General features: G+C 74.6%; 17 protein-coding genes. 11 read left to right on the forward strand and 6 right to left on the reverse strand.

All coding sequences use genetic code 11. The annotated features are described in order from the left end of the window. Positions 1–155: 155 nt before the first annotated feature. The gene (locus tag ACFY2K_RS14685; protein WP_375886702.1) at positions 156–938 is read right to left on the reverse strand and encodes an SGNH/GDSL hydrolase family protein; all 783 of its coding nucleotides are present in this window, start codon (positions 936–938) and stop codon (positions 156–158) included. Positions 939–1,162: 224 nt separating this feature from the next. Here ACFY2K_RS14685 and ACFY2K_RS14690 point away from each other — a divergent pair, with 224 nt between their 5' ends. Together ACFY2K_RS14690 and ddaH are read left to right on the forward strand one after the other, a co-directional pair. Continuing rightward, positions 1,163–2,044: an MBL fold metallo-hydrolase gene (locus tag ACFY2K_RS14690; protein ID WP_375886704.1), complete on the forward strand. Its 882-nt coding sequence runs from the start codon at positions 1,163–1,165 to the stop codon at positions 2,042–2,044. Positions 2,045–2,281: 237 nt separating this feature from the next. Then, positions 2,282–3,106, forward strand: coding sequence for a dimethylargininase (gene ddaH, locus ACFY2K_RS14695; RefSeq protein ID WP_375886707.1), 825 nt, complete (start codon positions 2,282–2,284; stop codon positions 3,104–3,106). A 72-nt stretch (positions 3,107–3,178) separates the two neighbouring features. Here ddaH and ACFY2K_RS14700 read toward each other — a convergent pair whose 3' ends face one another. After that, positions 3,179–4,360: a globin domain-containing protein gene (locus ACFY2K_RS14700; RefSeq protein WP_387711607.1), complete on the reverse strand. Its 1,182-nt coding sequence runs from the start codon at positions 4,358–4,360 to the stop codon at positions 3,179–3,181. Positions 4,361–4,447: 87 nt separating this feature from the next. After that, on the reverse strand, positions 4,448–4,891 hold the full coding sequence (locus ACFY2K_RS14705; protein ID WP_375886713.1) for an RrF2 family transcriptional regulator: 444 nt from the start codon (positions 4,889–4,891) through the stop codon (positions 4,448–4,450). Positions 4,892–5,178: 287 nt separating this feature from the next. Between ACFY2K_RS14705 and ACFY2K_RS14710 the strand changes: the two genes are divergently transcribed. From ACFY2K_RS14710 to ACFY2K_RS14720, 3 genes are all read left to right on the forward strand, one after another. Continuing rightward, on the forward strand, positions 5,179–6,828 hold the full coding sequence (locus ACFY2K_RS14710) for a beta-propeller fold lactonase family protein (RefSeq protein ID WP_387711609.1): 1,650 nt from the start codon (positions 5,179–5,181) through the stop codon (positions 6,826–6,828). 133 nt (positions 6,829–6,961) lie between these two features. After that, positions 6,962–7,606: a transcriptional regulator gene (locus ACFY2K_RS14715; protein WP_387711611.1), complete on the forward strand. Its 645-nt coding sequence runs from the start codon at positions 6,962–6,964 to the stop codon at positions 7,604–7,606. A gap of 10 nt (positions 7,607–7,616) precedes the next feature. Continuing rightward, entirely contained in the window at positions 7,617–8,747 is a 1,131-nt protein-coding gene (locus ACFY2K_RS14720) for an aminotransferase class I/II-fold pyridoxal phosphate-dependent enzyme (RefSeq protein ID WP_380591136.1), read from the forward strand. A 299-nt stretch (positions 8,748–9,046) separates the two neighbouring features. Here the strand turns inward: ACFY2K_RS14720 and nagB are convergent, their stop codons facing one another. Both nagB and ACFY2K_RS14730 read right to left on the reverse strand, forming a co-directional pair. Beyond that, the gene (gene nagB / locus ACFY2K_RS14725; protein WP_380527935.1) at positions 9,047–9,829 is read right to left on the reverse strand and encodes a glucosamine-6-phosphate deaminase; all 783 of its coding nucleotides are present in this window, start codon (positions 9,827–9,829) and stop codon (positions 9,047–9,049) included. A 348-nt stretch (positions 9,830–10,177) separates the two neighbouring features. Further along, the gene (locus tag ACFY2K_RS14730; RefSeq protein ID WP_380527932.1) at positions 10,178–10,585 is read right to left on the reverse strand and encodes a hypothetical protein; all 408 of its coding nucleotides are present in this window, start codon (positions 10,583–10,585) and stop codon (positions 10,178–10,180) included. A 511-nt stretch (positions 10,586–11,096) separates the two neighbouring features. On the opposite strand from ACFY2K_RS14730, the gene ACFY2K_RS14735 reads away from it, so the two are divergent. The 3 genes from ACFY2K_RS14735 (at position 11,097) to ACFY2K_RS14745 (ending at position 14,561) form a co-directional block, all read left to right on the forward strand. Next, entirely contained in the window at positions 11,097–11,858 is a 762-nt protein-coding gene (locus ACFY2K_RS14735) for a serine/threonine protein kinase (protein WP_380527929.1), read from the forward strand. Further along, on the forward strand, positions 11,855–13,360 hold the full coding sequence (locus ACFY2K_RS14740) for a serine/threonine-protein kinase (RefSeq protein ID WP_387711614.1): 1,506 nt from the start codon (positions 11,855–11,857) through the stop codon (positions 13,358–13,360). Before ACFY2K_RS14735 ends, ACFY2K_RS14740 begins: the two co-directional genes overlap by 4 nt. Positions 13,361–13,451: 91 nt before the next feature. Beyond that, the gene (locus ACFY2K_RS14745) at positions 13,452–14,561 is read left to right on the forward strand and encodes a calcium:proton antiporter (protein ID WP_375886733.1); all 1,110 of its coding nucleotides are present in this window, start codon (positions 13,452–13,454) and stop codon (positions 14,559–14,561) included. Positions 14,562–14,785: 224 nt separating this feature from the next. Here the strand turns inward: ACFY2K_RS14745 and ACFY2K_RS14750 are convergent, their stop codons facing one another. Beyond that, on the reverse strand, positions 14,786–15,748 hold the full coding sequence (locus ACFY2K_RS14750; RefSeq protein ID WP_387711616.1) for an LPXTG cell wall anchor domain-containing protein: 963 nt from the start codon (positions 15,746–15,748) through the stop codon (positions 14,786–14,788). A gap of 496 nt (positions 15,749–16,244) precedes the next feature. Between ACFY2K_RS14750 and ACFY2K_RS14755 the strand changes: the two genes are divergently transcribed. The 3 genes from ACFY2K_RS14755 to ACFY2K_RS14765 all read left to right on the forward strand — a co-directional run bounded on the left by ACFY2K_RS14755 (position 16,245) and on the right by ACFY2K_RS14765 (position 19,118). Continuing rightward, on the forward strand, positions 16,245–17,558 hold the full coding sequence (locus tag ACFY2K_RS14755) for a geranylgeranyl reductase family protein (RefSeq protein ID WP_387711618.1): 1,314 nt from the start codon (positions 16,245–16,247) through the stop codon (positions 17,556–17,558). A gap of 207 nt (positions 17,559–17,765) precedes the next feature. Beyond that, positions 17,766–18,419 (forward strand): TNT domain-containing protein, encoded by a 654-nt coding sequence (locus ACFY2K_RS14760; protein ID WP_375886738.1) that lies wholly within the window; start codon positions 17,766–17,768, stop codon positions 18,417–18,419. Positions 18,420–18,509: 90 nt separating this feature from the next. Continuing rightward, the gene (locus ACFY2K_RS14765; protein WP_375886741.1) at positions 18,510–19,118 is read left to right on the forward strand and encodes a GNAT family N-acetyltransferase; all 609 of its coding nucleotides are present in this window, start codon (positions 18,510–18,512) and stop codon (positions 19,116–19,118) included. The last annotated feature ends 48 nt before the right edge of the window (positions 19,119–19,166 follow it).

Here is a 19,166-nt window from a genome sequence, read left to right on the forward strand (position 1 = left end):
CTTTCCTGGTCTTGGCCCTGGCCCGGGGGGCGCGCCCCCGCGGGGCCCGCCCCCCCGCCGCCGGGGGGGGGGGGGCGGGCCCGCCCGGCCCGCCCCCCCCCCCCCGACGCCTGACAGGGCATCAGTATTGACGGTCCGTCATTCCTGACGAGCGGTCAGAGCGGCAGCAGATCGGGCCGCTTGGCCTCCACGTGGTCGCCCGAGGACTCCCCGCGCAGGCGCCGGCCGACCCAGGGGATCAGGAACTCCCGCGCCCACTGGAGGTTCTCCCGCCGCTGGTCGGCCGGGGTGAGCGCGCGGGCGGTCGGCCACGGGGCCTCCGGGTCGTCCTGGGTGCGCAGGCCGAGCGAGCGGGCGGCCAGCAGGGCGACCCGCTGGTGGCCCTCGGGGGAGAGGTGCAGCCGGTCCTCGCTCCAGGCCCGGCGGTCCTGCACCGCGCGCAGCGACCACAGGTCGGCGACCTTGCAGTCGTAGCGGTCGGCGACGGCCCGCATGTGGCCGTTGTAGGTGGCGATCTTGCCGCGCAGGTGCTTGATCAGCGGCACCTCGCGGGTGTCGAAGCCGGTGCAGATCAGCACCGTCCCGGCGTTCTCGGCGAGTTGGGCGACGGCGGCCTCGAAGCGGACGGCCACCTCGTCCGGGTCGCTGCCGGGCCGGAGGATGTCGTTGCCGCCGGCGCAGAAGGTGACCAGGTCGGGCTGGAGCCGGCGGACCTGCGGCACCTGCTCGGCCACGATCTGGTCCAACAGCCGCCCCCGCACCGCCAGGTTGGCGTAGCGGAACCCGCCCGGCGGCCGCCCGTCGGAGAGCAGCCCGGCCAGGCGGTCGGCCCAGCCGGCGAACGCGCCGTCGGCACCGGGGTCGTTCAGGCCCTCGGTGAAGCTGTCCCCGAGGGCGGCGTACGAACTGAGGTCAAGGGTCTCCTGGAGGTTCGGCATGAAAGAGATAGTTCACCCATTCAAGTGACCTACGCCACCGTAGGTGAGCCTGGCGGAACGTGAGATGGGCCACGTACGCTCTACGGCCCCGCCCGGGCGGCAGAGCGGCCGCTCCGGCAAAGCACAAGGTCCGCTCCCCCTTCCGCTTTCCGGCGCGCCCGGACGATGCTCGAAGGACGGCGCGCCGCTCCGGCCGCCGTACCTTCCCTGGGGGAGCACCGGCCATGAACAGCTCCGAGCACTGGACCGTCGACGACCGCTGCACCAACTGCGACGTCGCCCGGCAGCTCGCGCCCGACCTGATCCGGGAGCGCGACCGCAAGTCCGAACTGGTCCGCCAGCCGCGCGACGAGGCCGAGCGCCGCCAACTGCTCGCCGCCGCCCACGCCTGCCCGACCCGTTCCATCCGCCCCGGCAACGGCCCGCTCGACCGGGCCACCGACCCCTTCCCGCTGGCCCTCGACGAGGCCGGCGAGGTGCTGCTGCTGGGCCACAACTCCCGGCGGACCGCGGGGGCCACCGCCTACCTCTGCCGCCGCCCCCACGGCTGGGCGATGATCGACACGCCCCGCTGGAGCGAGGCCCTCGCGGCCCGCTACGAGGCGCTCGGCCCGGTCACCGACGTCCTGCTCACCCACCGCGACCACGCGGCGCACGGCCGCGCCTACGCCGACCGGCTGGGCGCCCGGCTCTGGATCCACGAGGGCGACCTCGCCGCCGCCCCGGACGCCGACCGGGTGCTGCGCGGCACCGCCCCGGTGGAGGTCTCGCCCGGCCTGGTCGCCCACCCCTTCCCCGGCCACACCCGCGGCAGCGTGCTGTACGTCGCCGACGAGCGGTACTGCTTCACCGGCGACAGCCTGTACTGGTCCCGCACCAACCGGGACATCGAGGTGCAGGAGGCGGTGACCTGGTACTCGATCGAGGAGCAGGCGGCCTCGCTGGAGCGGAGCCTGGACGCGCTGCGCTTCGAGTGGCTGCTGCCCGGCCACGGCGACAAGCACCGGATGCCCGCCGAGGAAGCGGACCGCCGGCTGCGCGCCCTCGCCGTCCGGGCCCGCGCACTGCGGACCGAGCCGGTGGACTTCGCCGCGGTGCGCTGGTGACCGGTGCGGCCCGCCGGTGAACCGATCCGGCCCGGCCCGCCGCTGAGCCGACTCCGGGCCGTCGGCGACCGGTGCGGCCCGCCGGTCCGTGCGCCGGGGCTCGCGCCGGGTGCGCGGGGGGTTGCGCCCGCCGGGGGCGCCCGCGCGGGTGTGCGAGCGGGGATCGCGAGGCAGCCGCCTGAGCAGCGACCCGCAGCTCCGCACCCGAACTCCCCGCGATCCTAGGACGGTTGAGCAATGCCCACGCACACCCCGGCACGTACGGCGCGGCCCCGGCGCTACCTGATGTGCCGGCCGACGTACTTCACGGTGGACTACGCGATCAACCCGTGGATGGACCCGGCGCAGCCCACCGACACCGCGCTCGCCGTCCGCCAGTGGGAGCGCCTGCACCGCACCTTCCGCCGCCTCGGCCACACCGTCGAGCTGATCGACCCGGTGCCCGGCCTGCCCGACATGGTCTACGCCGCCAACGGGGCGACCGTCCTGGACGGCCGGGCCCTGGTGGCGACCTTCCGCCACCAGGAGCGGGCCGCCGAGTCCGAGGCCTACCAGTCCTGGTTCCGGCTGCACGGCTACCGCGCGGTGCGCCGCGCCGGGTACGTCAACGAGGGCGAGGGAGACCACCTGGTGGTCGGGCGCCGGGTGCTCGCCGGTACCGGCTTCCGCACCTCGCGGGCCGCCCACGCCGAGGCGGAGGAACTGTTCGGCGTCCCCGTGGTCAGCCTGACCCTGGTCGACCCGCGCTTCTACCACCTGGACACCGCACTGGCCGTGCTCTCCGACGACCACGTCATGTACTACCCGGAGGCCTTCGACGCCCACAGCCGCTCCGTGCTGCGCACCCTCTACCCGGACGCGATCCTCGCCGACCGGGCCGACGCCGAGGTGTTCGGACTGAACGCGGTCTCGGACGGCCGCCGGGTGCTGCTCCCGGACACGGCCAAGAACCTGGCCGGCCGGCTCGCCGAGGAGGGCTACGAGCCGATCCCGGTGGACGTCTCCGAGCTGCTCAAGGGCGGCGGCGGGGCGAAGTGCTGCACCCTGGAGCTCAGGCTCTGACCGCACCCGGACGCCGGAAGCGGCGGCGGCCCGCCCGTGGCCGTACCGAGCGGGCCGCCGAACCGTGGGACGTCAGGCGCCCAGCCAGAGGTCCGGCCCGAACACCTCGTAGTGGATGTCCGCCGCCGGGACGCCCGCCGCGAGCAGCTGGCCGCGTACGGCGCGCAGGAAGGGCAGCGGTCCGCACAGGTAGGCGGTGGTGCCGGCCGGGACCTCGACGGTCGACAGGTCGACCAGGCCGGTGCGCTCGGCCGGCCAGTCGCCGAGCGGCTGCTCGTAGAAGACGTGGGCGTCGGCGTCGGCGAGCCGGGCGGTCAGCTGCTCCAGGTCGGCGCGGAAGGCGTGGCTGAGCTGGTCGCGGTCGCCGTGCACCGAGACGATCCGCCGGGTGGAGCCGGTGGCGGCGAGGTGGTCGAGCATCGCCGTCATCGGGGTGTTGCCGATGCCGGCGGAGGCGAGCAGCACCGGGCCGTCGCCGTCGGCGAGGCTGATGTCGCCGAGCGGGGGCGCCAGTTCGACGGTGTCGCCGGCGTGCAGGTGGTCGTGCAGGTGTCCGGAGACCTCGCCGCCGGGCTCGCGCTTGACGCTGAACCGCAGGGCGCCGTCGGCTCCGCCGGACAGGCTGTACTGGCGGATCTGGTGGGCGCCGTCGGCGAGGCGGGTGCGCACCGAGACGTACTGGCCGGGGCGGGAGGCGGGGGCGGGGCGGCCGTCGGCCGGGCGGACCAGGTAGCTGGTGACGGTCGAGGTCTCCTGGTGGCGGGCGACCACCGTGTACGGGCGCCACAGGTCGGCCGGGTCGCCGCCGGCCGCGGCCTCGGCGCGCAGCCGGTCCTCGATCGCGGTCAGCGCGTTGGCCATCAGCCAGTACACCTCGTCCCAGGCGGCGGCGACCTCCGGGGTGACGGCCTCGCCGAGCACCTCGACGATCGCCGCGAACAGGTGCTCGCGGACGATCTTGTACTGGGCGCTCTCGATGCCGACCGAGACGTGCTTGTGGGCGATCCGGGCGAGCATCGCGTCCGGCCGCTGGTCGGGGTGGCCGATCAGCGCGGAGGCGAAGGCGGCTATCGAGCCGGCCAGCGCCTCGCGCTGGGTGCCGTTGGCCTGGTTGCCCCGGTTGAAGAGGTCGCGCAGCAACTCGGGGTGGGCGGCGAACAGCCGGTCGTAGAAGCGCGGGGTGATGTCACCGATCGCGCCGCCCACGACGGGCAGGGTGGCCTCGACGACCTCGGCGGACTTCGCGGACAGCATCGGAGGAGCTCCTGACGGTAGCTGAGAACTGGTATCTGAGACTCTTATTTAATGCCGTGGGCGCCGGCCGACCCCTCGGGGGCGGGGTCAGTCGGCGGGTCGGGCGGTGAGGCCGAGCAGGACCGGTCCGGTGGGGGAGGCCACCAGCTGGTCGATGCTGAGCGGGTCGAGCGCGGCGAAGAACGCCTCCTGGGCGGTGCGCAGCGCCCCGCGCAGCCGGCAGGCGGCCCGCAGCGGGCACGGCGGGTCGTCCTCGCAGCCGACCACGTCGCCGACGCCCTCCAGTTCGCGCAGCAGCAGGCCGAGCGAGCCGGTCCGCCCGGCGAAGGTGATCATCAGCCCGCCGCCGCGTCCGCGCCGGGCCTCCACCACCCCGAGGTGCTGCAGCCTGCTGACCACCTTGGCCGCGTGGGTGTACGGCACGCCGACCGACTCGGCCACCTCGCGGGTGGTCGGGTTCTCGCCCTCGCCGATCACGGCGAGCCGCATGGCGATGCGGAGGGCGATGTCGGTGCTCTTGGTCAGCCTCACGTTCGAAACGCTATCGAATACGACTCCAGAACTCCAATTTCCCGCACGAGGCGATCCGGCGGTGACCCCGACCGCGACCCCGACTGCGATCCCGGCGGTGATCCCGACCGCGATCCCGACTGCGATCCGAGCGCATCCCGGTCGAATCTGAACAGTTGGCGACATTACCGATCAACTCCTGACGTGCCGTCACCACCCGATCTACGCTTCGCAGCGGCTCCGGAGCCAGATCCCTTCGGCACCACCCTTCACCACCTCCCCCTGGTTCGACCTCCCCTGGAGAATCCGTGAGATCACCGCGCGCACCCCGGCGCACCTGGACGGCCGTGGCGGCGATATCCGCAGCCACGGCCGCGCTGCTCTCCCAGCCCGCCACCGCCGAGGCCGCCGCGCCCCCGCCGACCGTGGCGGCCCACGTGCCGGTGGCGCCCTACCCGGCCGGTGTGGCGCTCACTCCGGACGGCGCCCGGGCCTACGTGACCAGCCAGAGCACCGGCACGGTCAGCGTGCTCGACACCGCGAGCCGGACGGTGACCGGCAGCTTCACCGCCGGCACCGGCTCGTACGCGGTCGCCGTCTCGCCCGACGGCAAGCACGCCTACCTGACCCACCACCTGGACAACGCGGTCAGCGTCGTGGACACCGCGAGCGGCACCGTCACCGCGACCGTCCCGGTCGGCGTCCAGCCCTGGGGCCTGGCGCTCTCGCCGGACGGCGCCCGCGCCTACGTCAGCAACGCCGGGGCCGGCACCGTCAGCGTGCTGGACACCGCGAGCGGCACCGTCACCGCCACCGTCCCGGTCGGGGCCGAGCCGCACGGGCTCGCCGTCTCGCCCGACGGCAAGCGGCTGTACGTCGCCGCCTCCGGCGCCAAGGCGGTGAACGTGGTCGACACCGCGAGCAACGCGGTGAGCGCCACCGTCGCGGTCGGCCACAGCGCCTTCGGCCTGGCGCTCAGCCCCGACGGCAGCCGGCTGTGGGCCGCCGACGGGGACGACACCACGGCCGCCGTGCTCGACACCGGCGCCAACACCCTGGTCGGCACCGTCACGGTCGGCAACGGCCCCTACGCGGTGGCCCTCGCTCCGGACGGCTCCACCGCCTACGTCTCCAACTACGCCGACAACACGCTGAGCGTCATCGACGCGGCCAGCCGGACCGTCACCGCGACCGTCCCGGTGGGTGCCAGTCCGTACACCCTGGCGCTGAGCGCCGACGGGCGGCGCGGCTACCTCGCCGACTTCACCGGCGACGCCGTCGACGTGCTGAACTTCCCGCTGCCGGTGCCCGTGGTGACCGGGATCAGCCCGAACGGCGGCTCCGGGGTCGGCGGCACCACGGTGACCATCGCCGGCACCGACCTCAACGGCGCCACCGCCGTCACCTTCGGCGCGGCCGGCCCGGCCACCTCGTTCAGCTGCACGAAGACCAGCTGCACCGCGACCGCCCCCGCCACCACCGTGACCGGCCCGGTCGACGTCCAGGTCACCACGCCCGGCGGCACCAGCGCCGCCGTCGCCGCCGACCGCTTCGGCTACACCGCGCCCAGCGCCCACCTGGCCGTCGCGCTCACCGCGACCCCGGTCACCGACCTGCTCTCCGGCCGGGTCGACTACACCGTCACCCTCACCAACCAGGGCCCGGACCCGATCACGGCGGCCACCGTCGCCGCGGCCCTGCCCACCGGGCTGACCAGCACCTCGGCCGACTGCACGGTCGCGGCGGGCAAGCTCACCTGCACGCTGGCCGCCCCGCTCGCCAAGGGCGCCAGTACCACCCGGCACTTCTCCGTCCGGGTCGGCGCGCTGAGCCTGGTCACCTCCTGGGACGTCACCGTGGCCCGCACCGCCGGCGCCCCCGCCGACCCCTCGCCCGCCACCAGCAAGGCGACCCGCAACTGCACCTCCGTCCTCGGCCTGCTGATCACCTGCCGCTGATCACCCGCAGCTGACCACCTGTTGCTGGGCGCCCCCTCGGAGGCCCCGTCCGGACCGCCGGGCGGGGCCTCTCCGTGCCCGCTCCCGCCCTTCCTCCTGGACTATGTGTCCGGATCGGACGTACAGTCCAGCCATGCCTGCCGAAACCCCCGACCCACGCGTGCGGACCTGGTCGCCGGTCTGCCGCGCGGTCGCCCAGCTGCTGGGGCCGTACGCCGAGGTGGTCCTGCACGACACCGCCACCGACCGGGTGCTGGCCATCTGGAACCCGCTGACCCCGCGCGCGCCCGGCGACCCGTCCCTGCTCGGCGAGCTGGACGAACTGGACCCCTCGGCCCCGGACGTCTACGGGCCGTACGAGAAGCTGCTGCCGGACGGCCGGCGGCTCTCCTCGGTGAGCGCGGTGCTGCGGGACGACGCCGGCCGGCCCTCGGCGGTGCTCTGCGTCAACCTGGACCGCGGCCCGCTGGACCAGGCCGCCGCCCTGCTGGCCAACTTCGCGGCCCCCACCGCCCCCCGCCCCGAGCCGCTGTTCGAACGCGACTGGACGGAGCGGATCAACGAGGTGGTCGGCGGCCACGTCCGCGCCCAGGGCCGCCCGCTGGAGCGCTTCACCCGCGAGGACCGGCTCGCCGTGCTGCGCGAACTGGACGCGGCCGGGGTGTTCGCCGTCCGCCGCGCCGTCCCCGCCGTGGCCGTGGCGCTGCGGATCTCCCGCTCCACCGCCTACGCCCTGCTCGCCGAGCTCAAGCACCCCGCCATGCCCAGGAAGAACTGAGGAGCACCCGATGACCCAGCTGCCCGACTTCCGGCTCGAAACCTACTTCACCCGTTGGGAGTTCACCGCCCGACACCACCTCACCGCCTCCGACGCCCAGACCATGACGATGGCCGAACTCCTCGCCCTGGCCGGCCCGGAGGACCGCGAGGCCTGGGACACCCTGGCGCTCGGCTACACCGAGACCTTCGGCGACCCGGGCCTGCGGCGGGCGATCGCCGGGATGTACGAGCGGGTCGACGCGGACGACGTGATCTGCTTCGGCGGCGCCCAGGAGGGGATCAACCTCGCCATGCAGGTGCTGCTGGAGCCGGGCGACCACGCGGTGGTGGTGACCCCCAACTACCAGTCGGCGGAGACCGTTCCGCTCTCGCTCTGCGAGGTCACCGGCGTCGCCCTGGACGAGCGGCAGGACTGGGCGCTCGACCTGGACGCGGTCGAGGCGGCGCTGCGGCCGAACACCAAGGTGCTCTCGGTCAACTTCCCCAACAACCCGACCGGCACCCTGATCGACGCCGCCGACCTCGCCCGGCTCGCCGGACTCTGCGAGGAGCGCGGCATCCGGCTGTTCTCCGACGAGGTCTACCGCGGCCTGGAACGCGACCCGGCCCGCATCCTGCCGCAGGCCGCCGACCTCTCGGCCACCGCGCTCTCGCTCAACGTGACCTCCAAGTCGCTCGGCCTGCCCGGCCTGCGGATCGGCTGGATCGCCTGCCGGGACCGCGAGCTGCGCACCCGGCTGGAGCGGGCCAAGCACTACACCACCATCTGCAACTCCGCCCCGAGCGAGGTGCTGGCCCGGATCGCGATCACCGCCCGGGAGGGGATCCTCGCCCGCAACCGGGCGGTCATCGCGGCGAACCTGCCGCACTTCGACGCCTTCTTCGCCGAGTTCCCCGAACTCTTCGACTGGCGCGCCCCGGACGGCGGCTGCGTGGCCTACCCGCGCTACCTCGGACCGGACGGCGTGGAGGACTTCTGCACCGCGCTGGTCGAGCAGGCCGGCGTGCTGCTGATGCCCGCGAGCATGTTCCGCTCCGAGCTCACCCCCACCCCGGCCGACCGCTTCCGGATCGGCGTCGGCCGCCGCGACCCGGGCCCGGCGCTGGAGGCCTTCGCCGACTGGCTGCGCAAGCGCTGAGCCGTCCTGCCCCGCCGGCGACGGCCCGGGCGGGAGGCGGGCGGGCGGGAGGCATCCGGACGGGGGCGGCCGGGTGGACACGGCGCGGGGGGGGGGGGCCCCGGGGGGGGGGCCGCCCCCCCCCCCCCGCGCCCCCCCGGGGGGGGGCCGGGGGCCCGCCCCCCTGGGCGCNNACGTACGTGGGGGGGGGGGGGGGGGGGGGGGGGGGGGGGGGGGGGGGGGGGGGGGGGGGGCCGCCCGGGGGGCGGGCCCCCCCGCGCGCCCCCCCCCCCCCCCCCCGCCGCAGGCGACCGCAGGGGTCAGAGCTGCTGCCAGGCCGGCTTGGCCGCGTAGGTGTCGCGGAAGTAGTCGGCGAGCTTGAGGCGGGAGGCGGCGGCCTCGTCCACCACCACGGTGGCGTGCGGGTGCAGCTGCAGCGCCGAGGCGGGGACGACGGCGGCCAGCGGGCCCTCGACGGCCAGCGCGACGGCCTCGGCCTTGGCCTCGCCGGTGGCCAGCAGCACCAGGTGGCGGGCCTCCAGGATGGTGCCGATGCCCTGGGTGATGACGTGGTGCGGGACCTCGTCGATGCTGTCGAAGAACCGGGCGTTGTCGACCCGGGTCTGCCGGGTCAGGGTCTTGATCCTGGTCCGGGAGGAGAGCGAGGAGCAGGGCTCGTTGAAGCCGATGTGGCCGTCCGTGCCGATGCCGAGGATCTGCAGGTCCACGCCGCCGGCCTCGGCCAGCGCGCGGTCGTAGGCGGTGGCGGCCGCGGCGATGTCGGCGGCGTTGCCGTCCGGGCCCAGGAAGGACTCCTCGGTCAGGCCGAGCGGCTCCACGACCTCCTTCAAGACCACCGAGCGGTAGGACTCCGGGTGGCCGGCCGGCAGGCCGACGTACTCGTCCAGCTGGCAGATGCGCGCCCGGGAGGCGTCCAGGCGGCCGTCGCGGACCCGCTCGGCGAGGGCCTGGTAGATCGGCAGCGGGGTCGAGCCGGTCGCGACGCCGAGCAGGGCCTCGGGCTTGCCGGTCAGCAGATCGGTGATCGCCGCGGCGATGAGTTCGCCGGCCGCTGGGGCGTCAGGGACGATCACGATTTCCATACTGGGTCCACCGTTCTGAGGCGAGGCTGAGGTCTAGACCTCCGAGGTCTAGACCAGTTTGCCGTGAACGGGGCCCCCAGGTCCACCCGGGGCCGGTCTCCGGGCCGGATGTTCTGCCTGGTGAGGGCTTTCCGGTGCCCGGGCCACCCGGGCCGCCCGGGCCGCCCGGGCCGCCCGAGAAGGCGGGGGAGGCCGGGGAGGCCGGGACGCCCGAGGAGCCGGGGCCCGAAGGCCCCGGCTCCCGGTGCCCGGAGGTCCGGGCTTCCCTGTCTTACGGAGGTGTCCTTCCGGACGGCGCCCCTCCGGCGGCCGATCGGGGTCCGGCCCACCGGAGCGGAGCGCGCCGGATCAGAACGGGTTGGTACAGGTGGTCACCTGCTTGGCGGCGTCCAGCGCCGGGCCGGCGGTGGCGCAGATGATGCGGGGGGCGGTGGCGGTGACCTTGGGGGTGACGGCCTGGGCGGAGCCGAGTCGGACGGTCGTCGCACTGGCGACCGTCTCCCACGGGCTGCCCCAGGCCTGCTGGGTGCGCACCTCTACCTGAACCATCGTCAACTGGGTGGGGTCCGCGCTGACCTGGGCGATGCCGACGATGCCTTCACCGTCGGCCTGGTGCGTGATGCAGGGGCGGTTGAGCACCGTGGCGCAGGCCGCGGTGCCGGCCTCGGACGTCGCCGTGGCGGCCACGGCGGGGGCGGCCGACAGCCCGGCGATCCCTGCCACCGTCATCATCACGGCTGCAATCCGAGTGCGCATGATACGAACCTCCTTGGAAATAAAGGGAATCTCACTTCTTGAGATGAGTCTTGCACACATCATGAGATCGGCAAGTGTGCGTTGCGTCACACCCATGGTGACGGTTCAACTACTGGCTGCAATCGTTCGCCGGATGTTCAGCGCACGGACAAGTCGCGGCCTGACGGATGATCAGTAGGTCCGCAGCGCCCAGGGCGTTCGCCAAGTTCCCGACCTGCAAGGGTTCGTGGCCGATCGCGCCCGCGGCCGGGGTCCCGCGAGGAGTGGCGGGAGGCCGGGAGGAGTCCCGTCCGTGCGGCCGGGGAGGGTCGGAGCGGCCCGGGGCCCGGTTCCACGTACTCCGGGTCCGCCCGTTTGACCAGGCCTTGAACCACCCTTTTGTCGAAAGCGATCGTCCGGGCCCCGGCCCGCCCCGCCCTTCGTCCGGACTCCTTCACCCGTCCGGGTAAGCGCCTTGCCTCCGGGGCGAATCGGACGGATACCATCGAACCGATCCCACGGAGGTGGCGGCGTGGCCACGGTCATCGTGCAACTACCCAACCAGAGGCCGGAGTCGGCGCCCGGCACGGCGCCCGCACTGCTGCGGATGGGCCCCGGCGAGACCGCGGTGTTCGGCCGCGGCGAGCCCGCCCGGCCCGTCCCCATCCCACTGCCCGACCAGGGCGTCTCCCGCCGGGCCGGCGAAGTGGTCGCCGCCGAGGACTACTGGCTGCTGTCCAACTTCTCCACCACCGCCACCTACGTGGTGGAGAACCTCGAAGGGGCGGGGGAGCACGTCAAGGTCGCCCCCGGCCGGCTCGGCGCACCCGTCCCCTTCGAACTCTCCCGGGTCCTGCTGCCCGCCCTCGGCGAGCCCGCCGCCTTCAAGGTCTTCGCCCCGCAGCACTCCTACCTGGACGGCCACTCCGCCGGCGCGGACGGCGAACGCACCGTCAGCCCCTTCGCCCTGGACCCGACCGCCAAGTACTTCCTGGTGCTGCTCGCGCTCTGCGAACCCCGGCTGCGCTCGCCCTCCGCCGCCGCCGTCCCCGGGGCGACCGAGGTGCTGGCCCGGCTGCGCGCCCTGCCCGCCTGCCACGGGCTGACCCGCTCGGCGGTGAACTACCACATCGACTACCTGGTCGGCGCCAAACTGCGGCTGCGCGAGCCGTACGAGGAGGGCCCGGCCGGGGGCAAACGCGAGGAACTGGTCGCCCTGGCCCTGCGCTTCGACCTCGTCCGGGAGGAGCACCTCGCGCTGCTGCCGCCCCGGCGCCCGGCCACCCGGCCGTGACCCCGGCCGACCCGCCGGGGCCGCCACCCGGTTCACGGCCGCCCTTCGAGGTGCCCCCGGGCTACCTCCTGGCCGGCTACCGCACCGGCGCCTTCCTCGGCGCGGGCGCCTGGGGCAGCGTCTACGCCGCCGAGGGCCCGGACGGCTCCCCGGCCGCCGTCAAGCTGCTCGGACCGGCCCGCTCCAGCCCCGGCCAGCGCCGCACGGCGGCCCAGATGGCCGCCGGGGAACTGCGGTTCAGCCGCCGCGCCGACCACCCCCACCTGATCCGCACCCTCGCCGTGGTCACCGTCGACGACCCCGGCCGCCCCGAACTGGACGGCGCCGTCGCGCTGGTGATGGAACGCGCCGCCCGCAGCCTCCAGGACCTGCTCGCCACCGCGCGCCCCGGCCGGGCCGTCCCCGGCGCCGAGCGGATCCTCGCCGAGGTGTGCGCCGGACTGACCCACATGCACCGGGCCGGCTGGGTGCACGGGGACCTCAAACCGGCCAACATCCTGCTGATGCCCGACGGCACCGCCAAGATCGCCGACTTCGGCCTGACCGCCGAGCTGGAGGGCACCCACGCCTACGCCCCGCCGCTCGGCTCCCCCGACCACGTCCCGCCCGAGTGGTGGTCCCAGCGCACCGGCGCGCGCGGGGTCGCGGTGCGCCCCAGCGCCGACGTCTGGGCCTTCGGGGTGATCGCCCACCAGCTGCTCACCGGAGGGCTGCACCCCTTCCTCGGTGCCACCGCCCGGGCCCGCTCGCTCGCCGCCCAGGCGTACGCGCGCGGCGCGGCCCCGCTGCGGCCGGACCAGGCACTGCCCGCCCGCTGGCGGCCCGTGGTGGCGGCCTGCCTGGCCCCGGACCGGGAGGAGCGCGCCCGCACCGACCTGGCCGCCCTGGTGGCCCGGGCCGGCGCCCGCCCGGCCGCCCGCCGCCGGGTGCTGCGGGCCGGCCTCGGGATGCTGGCCTGCACGGCCGTCCTGCTCGCGCTCACCGGCGGCCCCGAGCCGGTCGGCCGGGCCGGGCCGGGCGGTCACCGCGCCGCACCGCTGCCCGGGCAGATCCCGGCCGGATCCGACGTCCCGCCCGCCTACCGGGGCATGGTCGAGGACGCCGCCCGGCGCTGCCCGGAACCGGAGGTCACCCCCGTCCTGCTGGCCGCCATGCTCAAGGCGGAGAGCGGCTTCGACCCGAACGCGGCCCGCCCGGAGACCGGCGAGTACGGCATCGCGATGTGGACGCCCGCGGTCTTCGAGGCCTGGGCCAAGGCCGCCAGCCACCCCGGGCCGAAGTCCTACCTGGACCCGGGCGACGCGATCGCCGCGATGGGCAACTACGTCTGCTGGCTCGACCAGCAGCTCAAGCGGCAGGGCTTCACCCGCGACCTGCCCGCGCTGGTCGCCGCCGCGTACCGGACCAGCGACAAGACCGTGACGGCCGCCGGGGGCGTCCCGGAGCGGGTCCGGCCGCACGTCGACAAGGTGCTCCGGTACCTCGCCGACTACGGCGGGTGAGCGGACGTATCGGGATGAGTTGTGCCACATCCACCCGTATCCCGGCGCGGGCACCCGGGCGACCGGCCCCCGGTCTGGGATCCTCGGGCGCATGATCACGAAGCTCCGCGCGGCCTCCGCGCAATGGACCGTCGTCGTCCCGGTGGCGGCGTTCGTCGTCCTCGCCCTCACCTGGCACGAGGACCTGCCCGGCTGGGTGGTCGGCGTCGTCGCCGTGTTCCTGGTGGGGGCGGTGCTGGCCGCCGTGCACCACGCCGAGGTGATCGCGCACTGGACCGGGGAGCCGTTCGGATCGCTGGTGCTCGCGGTCGCCGTCACGGTGATCGAGGTCGCGCTGATCGTGACGCTGATGGCCGACGGCGGGGACAAGTCCTCGACCCTCGCCCGGGACACCGTGTTCGCCGCCGTGATGATCACCTGCAACGGGATCATGGGCCTGTCCATCATCGTGGCCGCGGTCAAGTACCGCACCGCCGTCTTCAACGCCGAGGGCACCGGCACCGCGCTCGCCTGCATCGCCACCCTGGCCACGCTCAGCATGGTGCTGCCGACCTTCACCACCAGCACCCCGGGCCCGCAGTTCTCCACCACCCAGCTGACCTACGCGGCCATCGCCTCGCTGGTGGTGTACGGGCTGTTCGTGACCACCCAGACCCTGCGGCACCGGGACTACTTCCTGCCCGTCACCCCGGAGGGCAAGGTCCGCCGGGAGGAGGACGAGGAGGACCACGCGACCCCGCCCACCGTCCGCGCCGCCGGGACGAGCATGCTGCTGCTCGCCGTCGCACTGGTCTCGGTGGTCGGCCTGGCCAAGGGCGTCTCGCCGACCATCGAGTCCGCGGTGGAGAGCGCCGGACTGCCGCACGCCGTGGTCGGCGTGGTGATCGCCCTGATGGTGCTGCTGCCGGAGACCATCGCGGCGCTCCGCTCGGCCGTGCGCAACCGGGTGCAGACCAGCCTCAACCTGGCCCTCGGCTCGGCGCTCGCCAGCATCGGCCTGACCATCCCGGCGGTCGCGATCGCCTCGGTCTGGCTCTCCGGCCCGCTCGTCCTCGGCCTCGAACCCTCGCACCTGGTGCTGCTGACCCTGACGGTCGTGCTCGGCACCCTGACCGTCATCCCGCGCCGGGCGACCCTGCTCCAGGGCGCGCTGCACCTGGGGGTGCTGGCGGAGTTCGTGGTGCTGGCGGTGAATCCGTGACGGGAGTGAACCACTGAGGCCCCTGGGGCCGTGGAGATGAACGGAAGCCCCTGGCACGTCCCCCCGTGCGGTCAGGGGCTTCCGTCGTCTCCGCCCCTGATCAGGGACGAACCCCGGCCCGCCGACGGACGTCGACGGGCCGGGCGCTTCGGTGCCGCGGCTCAGACGCGGCACCGCGGCCCCCGGAGGGCTCAGACCCCCGGGGGCCGGCGTACCGGGGTGCCTCAGGCGGAGGTGCGGCGACGGCGGGTGTAGACCACCGCGCCCGCACCGGCGACCAGCAGGGCGGTGCCGGCGCCCGCATACAGCAGGGTGCCGTCGCTACCGGTGGTGGCCAGCTTCTTGCCGTCGGCGGCCGCGCCCGGGATCGGGGTCTGGACGCTGACCTTGGCCGGCACGACCAGCGGCCGGCTCGGGCTGACCTTGGTGCCGTCCCCGGGGTGCACCGGGACGGTGGCGGTCGGCGGGGTGGACGGGCCGGCGCTCGGCACGGTGCTCGGGCCGCCGGTCGGGGTGCCGCTCGGGACCTCGGCGGCCGGGGTGGTCGGCGCGGGGGTGGTCGGCACCGGCGGCAGCGGGGTGGTGGACGGCGTGGCCGAGTGCGAGGGCGCGGGGGTGTGGCTGGGCTCCGGGGTGTGCGACGGCGTGGCCGAGTGCGAGGGCGCCGGGGTGTGCGACGGGCTGGTGCTCGGCACGGCGGTCGGCTTGCCGGTCGGGGCCGGGGTCTGCCCGCCGCAGTCGACCTTGAAGACCTTCTGCTTGGGGTTGCTGACGTCCGGGTTCTCCGGCAGCTCGCCGTCGACCAGCGGCACGGCCGCCCAGAACAGCTTGTAGTGGCCGTCCGGGAGCTTGATGTCCTCGGTGCGGATGTGGCCCTCGGAGTCGACCGGGAGGTCGCCGTACACGACCGGCTCGGTCATGTCGCCGTTCATGTCGAAGATCGCCCAGAGCACGTCCTGGTTCGCGTCGAAGCCGAAGGAGTCCAGGTAGAAGGTGCAGACCTTGGGCTCGTTGCGCACGTCCTCCTGACCGGTGCCGGCGTTGTGGATCTTCACGGTGCCGTTGTTGCCGGGGGCGCCCTTCCCGTTGCCGCCGGCGGCGGCGTGCGCGGCGGGGGCGAGCAGGAGCAGGGCGGCGGCGGTGGGGACGGCCACCAGGGAGCGGGCGGCGGTGGAGCGGAGGTGCATGGGTGTTCCATCGGGTACGGCGGGCCGGACGAGTCCGCGCGGTGGGTGGGGGCCTTCGGTCGCCCGCCGGGCGGGGGCCGGCTGGGTACGACGTGAGGGGCACAAAAGTTCCCGCAGGACGAAAGGTGACGCAAGGGGGATTTGGCAGAAATGCAGCGCTGAGGGCGATTTATCCGACTAGTTCCCCACAACGATCCGATCACCCGGTTGTGGTGAATTCATGTGCAGCGCAGGCCTCTGACGTGGTGATGTGCCGATCGGGACCCGGCTCGCCGGGCCGCGAGGACGGCCCGCGGGGCGACGACGGGACGGGTGGCGGGTGGCCGGTAATGGCCGGTTCGCGGGCCGGGTCCGCGTGTCATGGCGGCGGGCGGTGGGCCTGGTTCTCTATCGTCCGTCTGGAACCGCCCAGCCCGCCGATTCCGTTGCGCGTGCGGCCGATCGCGTCAGCCACCGGTCGAGCCAGCAGCCGATCCGACCCCAGGGGGAGTGCTCGATGCCCGGCCCAGAGCAGCAGCTGCGAGCGGAGCGGCAGCAGCCCGCTCCGACCGAGGACAGTGCCGACGTCATCGTGGTCGGCGCCGGACCGGCCGGCTCCACCGCCGCCTACCACCTCGCCCGCACCGGCCTGGACGTCCTGCTGCTGGAGAAGTCCGCCTTCCCGCGCGAGAAGGTCTGCGGCGACGGCCTCACCCCGCGCGCCGTCAAACAGCTGGTCGACATGGGCGTCGACGTCTCCGAGGAGGCCGGCTGGCTGCACAACAAGGGCCTGCGGCTGATCTCCGGGCACCGCTCGCTGGAGTTCGACTGGCCCGACCTCTCCGCCTTCCCCGGCCACGGACTCGTGCGCCGCCGGGCCGACTTCGACGAGCTGCTCGCCCGCCGGGCCGCCGCGGCCGGTGCCCGGCTGATCGAACGGGCCAACGTGGCCGGGCCGTTGACGGACCAGCGGTCCGGCCGGATCACCGGCGTCAGCGCCAAGGTGGGCGAGGAGCGCAGGCCCGTCGAGTACCGCGCCCCGCTCGTGGTCGCCGCCGACGGCAACTCCACCCGGCTGTCCGTCGCGATGAAGCGCTACCGGCGCACCGACCGCGCGATGGGCGTGGCCTACCGCACCTACTTCACCACCCCGCGCCACCAGGACCGTTACCTGGAGGCCTGGCTCGACCTGCGCCACCCCGACGACCCGGCCCACCGGCTGCTGCCAGGCTACGCCTGGGTGTTCGGCATGGGCGACGGCACCGCCAACGTCGGCCTCGGCGTCCTCGACACCGCGAAGACCGACCTGGACTGGCGCGAGCTGCTGCGGCGCTGGTGCGCCGACCTGCCGCCCGACTACGGCTACCACCCCGAGGCCGTCACCGAGCCGATCCGCGGCTCCGCCCTGCCGATGGGCCTCAACCGCCAACCCCACTACGCCGACGGCCTGTTGCTGATCGGCGACGCCGGCGGCACGGTCAGCCCCGGCACCGGGGAGGGCATCGCCTACGCGATGGAGTCCGGCCGCTACGCCGCCGAGACCGTCGTCCAGGCGCACGCCCGCCGCACCGACCGCGGCCGTGAACTCGCCCTGCGCGCCTACCCGCAGAAGCTCCGCTCCGCCTACGCGGGCTACTTCGCGCTGGGCCGGCTGGCCGCCGACCTGCTCGGGCGGCCCCGGCTGCTCGGTGCGGCCGGAGCCGCCGGGCTGGGCCACCCGGCGCTGTTGAAGGTGGCCTTCCGGCTGATGGTCAACCTGACCGAGCCCGATTCCAAGGACGCCCTGGACCGGCTGCTCCACCTGCTCGGGCGGGTCGCCCCGGGGCGGTGAGGCCGGCGGCCGGGCCGCCCCTCCGTCCGAGTGAGCGGCCCGGCATCCCGGGCGTGGCCGAAACCGGGGAATCCGGTCGGTCTTCGGCCAAGTCGTGTTGACGAATGATCAGTGAATCCGCTTGCCTGGTGGCGAACCGGCCACGGAGGGTGAGCGCAATGCCCTCCGCGGCTGCTCTCCCACCGATCCTCGTTCGACGGAGACACCGTGCGCCTTCGCCTGCTCGTCGCGCCCCTCGCCGCGGCCGCCGCCCTGACCGCCGTGAGCATTCCCGCCGCCGCCGCCGACACCAGGGCGGCCACCCCGTCCGACCAGTGCTCCGCGGCGTTCTTCGACGGCGACTCCCGCCTCGGCCCCGAGGACCTCCCGACCACCGGCCCGGTCGGCCGCCAACTCGCCGGCTACCAGCGCACCGGCGGCGCCGGCGAGCAGGACTTCCTGACCAAGTACTACGACCCGACCGCCAACGGCGGCAAGGGCGGCTGGATCTACCCGCCGTCCGACGGCTACGTCACCCTCCCCGACGGCAGCCCGGTCGAGTTCGACCTCACCCTGTACCCGAACCAGAACATCGACCGCTACGGCAGCGAGTACGGCTCCTTCCTCGCCCCCGAGGGCCTGCCCTACGCCAACCGCGCGATCCCCCCGCAGAGCCTCGACAGCGTCCCGGCGGCCGGCTGCAACTACCACGACTACAAGGTCGTCAAGCCGTTCAAGGTGCACGCCGGCCCGATCGCCCCCTGGTTCAACCAGCCCGGCTGGGGCCTCCAGTACCAGCTCGACGCCGCCCTCGTCCCCAGCGGCCCGGCGAAGCTGAACGTGCTCTGGCTCGTGGAGAACGGCTACCTCGCCCGGATCTGACCGGACTCCGGCCGGACCGGTCGCCGCCGGACCGGCCGCCGCCGGATTAATCACTGGCGGGCGCGGCGCGGCGGGAGGTAGGAAGGCGGGGTGACCACCAGTGACCTGGCGACCGACCGGCGCCCCTTCCAGCCCGAGGTCCTCGACCTGGGCGCCTTCCAGCTGCGCCCCTGGGGCCGCGCCCTCGACCTGCCCGGCGGCACCGTCGCCGCCGTGACGGCGGCCGCCGCCGACGCGGAGATCGCCCGCTGGAACCCCCTGCACGACGCCACCCACCCGGCCGGCGCCGAGGCCTACCTCGACCGCGCCGACCAGCGCTGGGCCGACGGCAGCACCGCCTGCTTCGCCGTCACCGACCGCGCCGACGGCCGGCTGTGCGGCAACGTCGTGCTGCTCTGGACGGACCAGGGCGAGGGTGTCGCCATGGTCGGCTACTGGCTGCTCGCCGCCGCCCGCGGCCGCGGCCTGGCCACCCTCGCCACCACCGCCATCACCGACTGGGGCGTGCGCACCGCCGGGGTGCGCCGCATCGAGCTCTACCACGCCGTCGGCAACGACTCCTCCTGCCGGGTCGCCGCCCGGGCCGGCTTCCCGTACGAGGGCACCCTGCGCGGCTCCTACCGCTACGGCGACGGCCCCTACAACGACGAGCACCTCCACGCCCGCCTGGCCACCGACCCGCCGGTCACCCTCGGCTGAACCCGGGGCCGGACAACCGGGTCACGGCCCGCCCCGGTCTCCGCCGAC

The organism is Kitasatospora sp. NPDC001309, assembly GCF_042896295.1.
Classification (GTDB): domain Bacteria; phylum Actinomycetota; class Actinomycetes; order Streptomycetales; family Streptomycetaceae; genus Kitasatospora.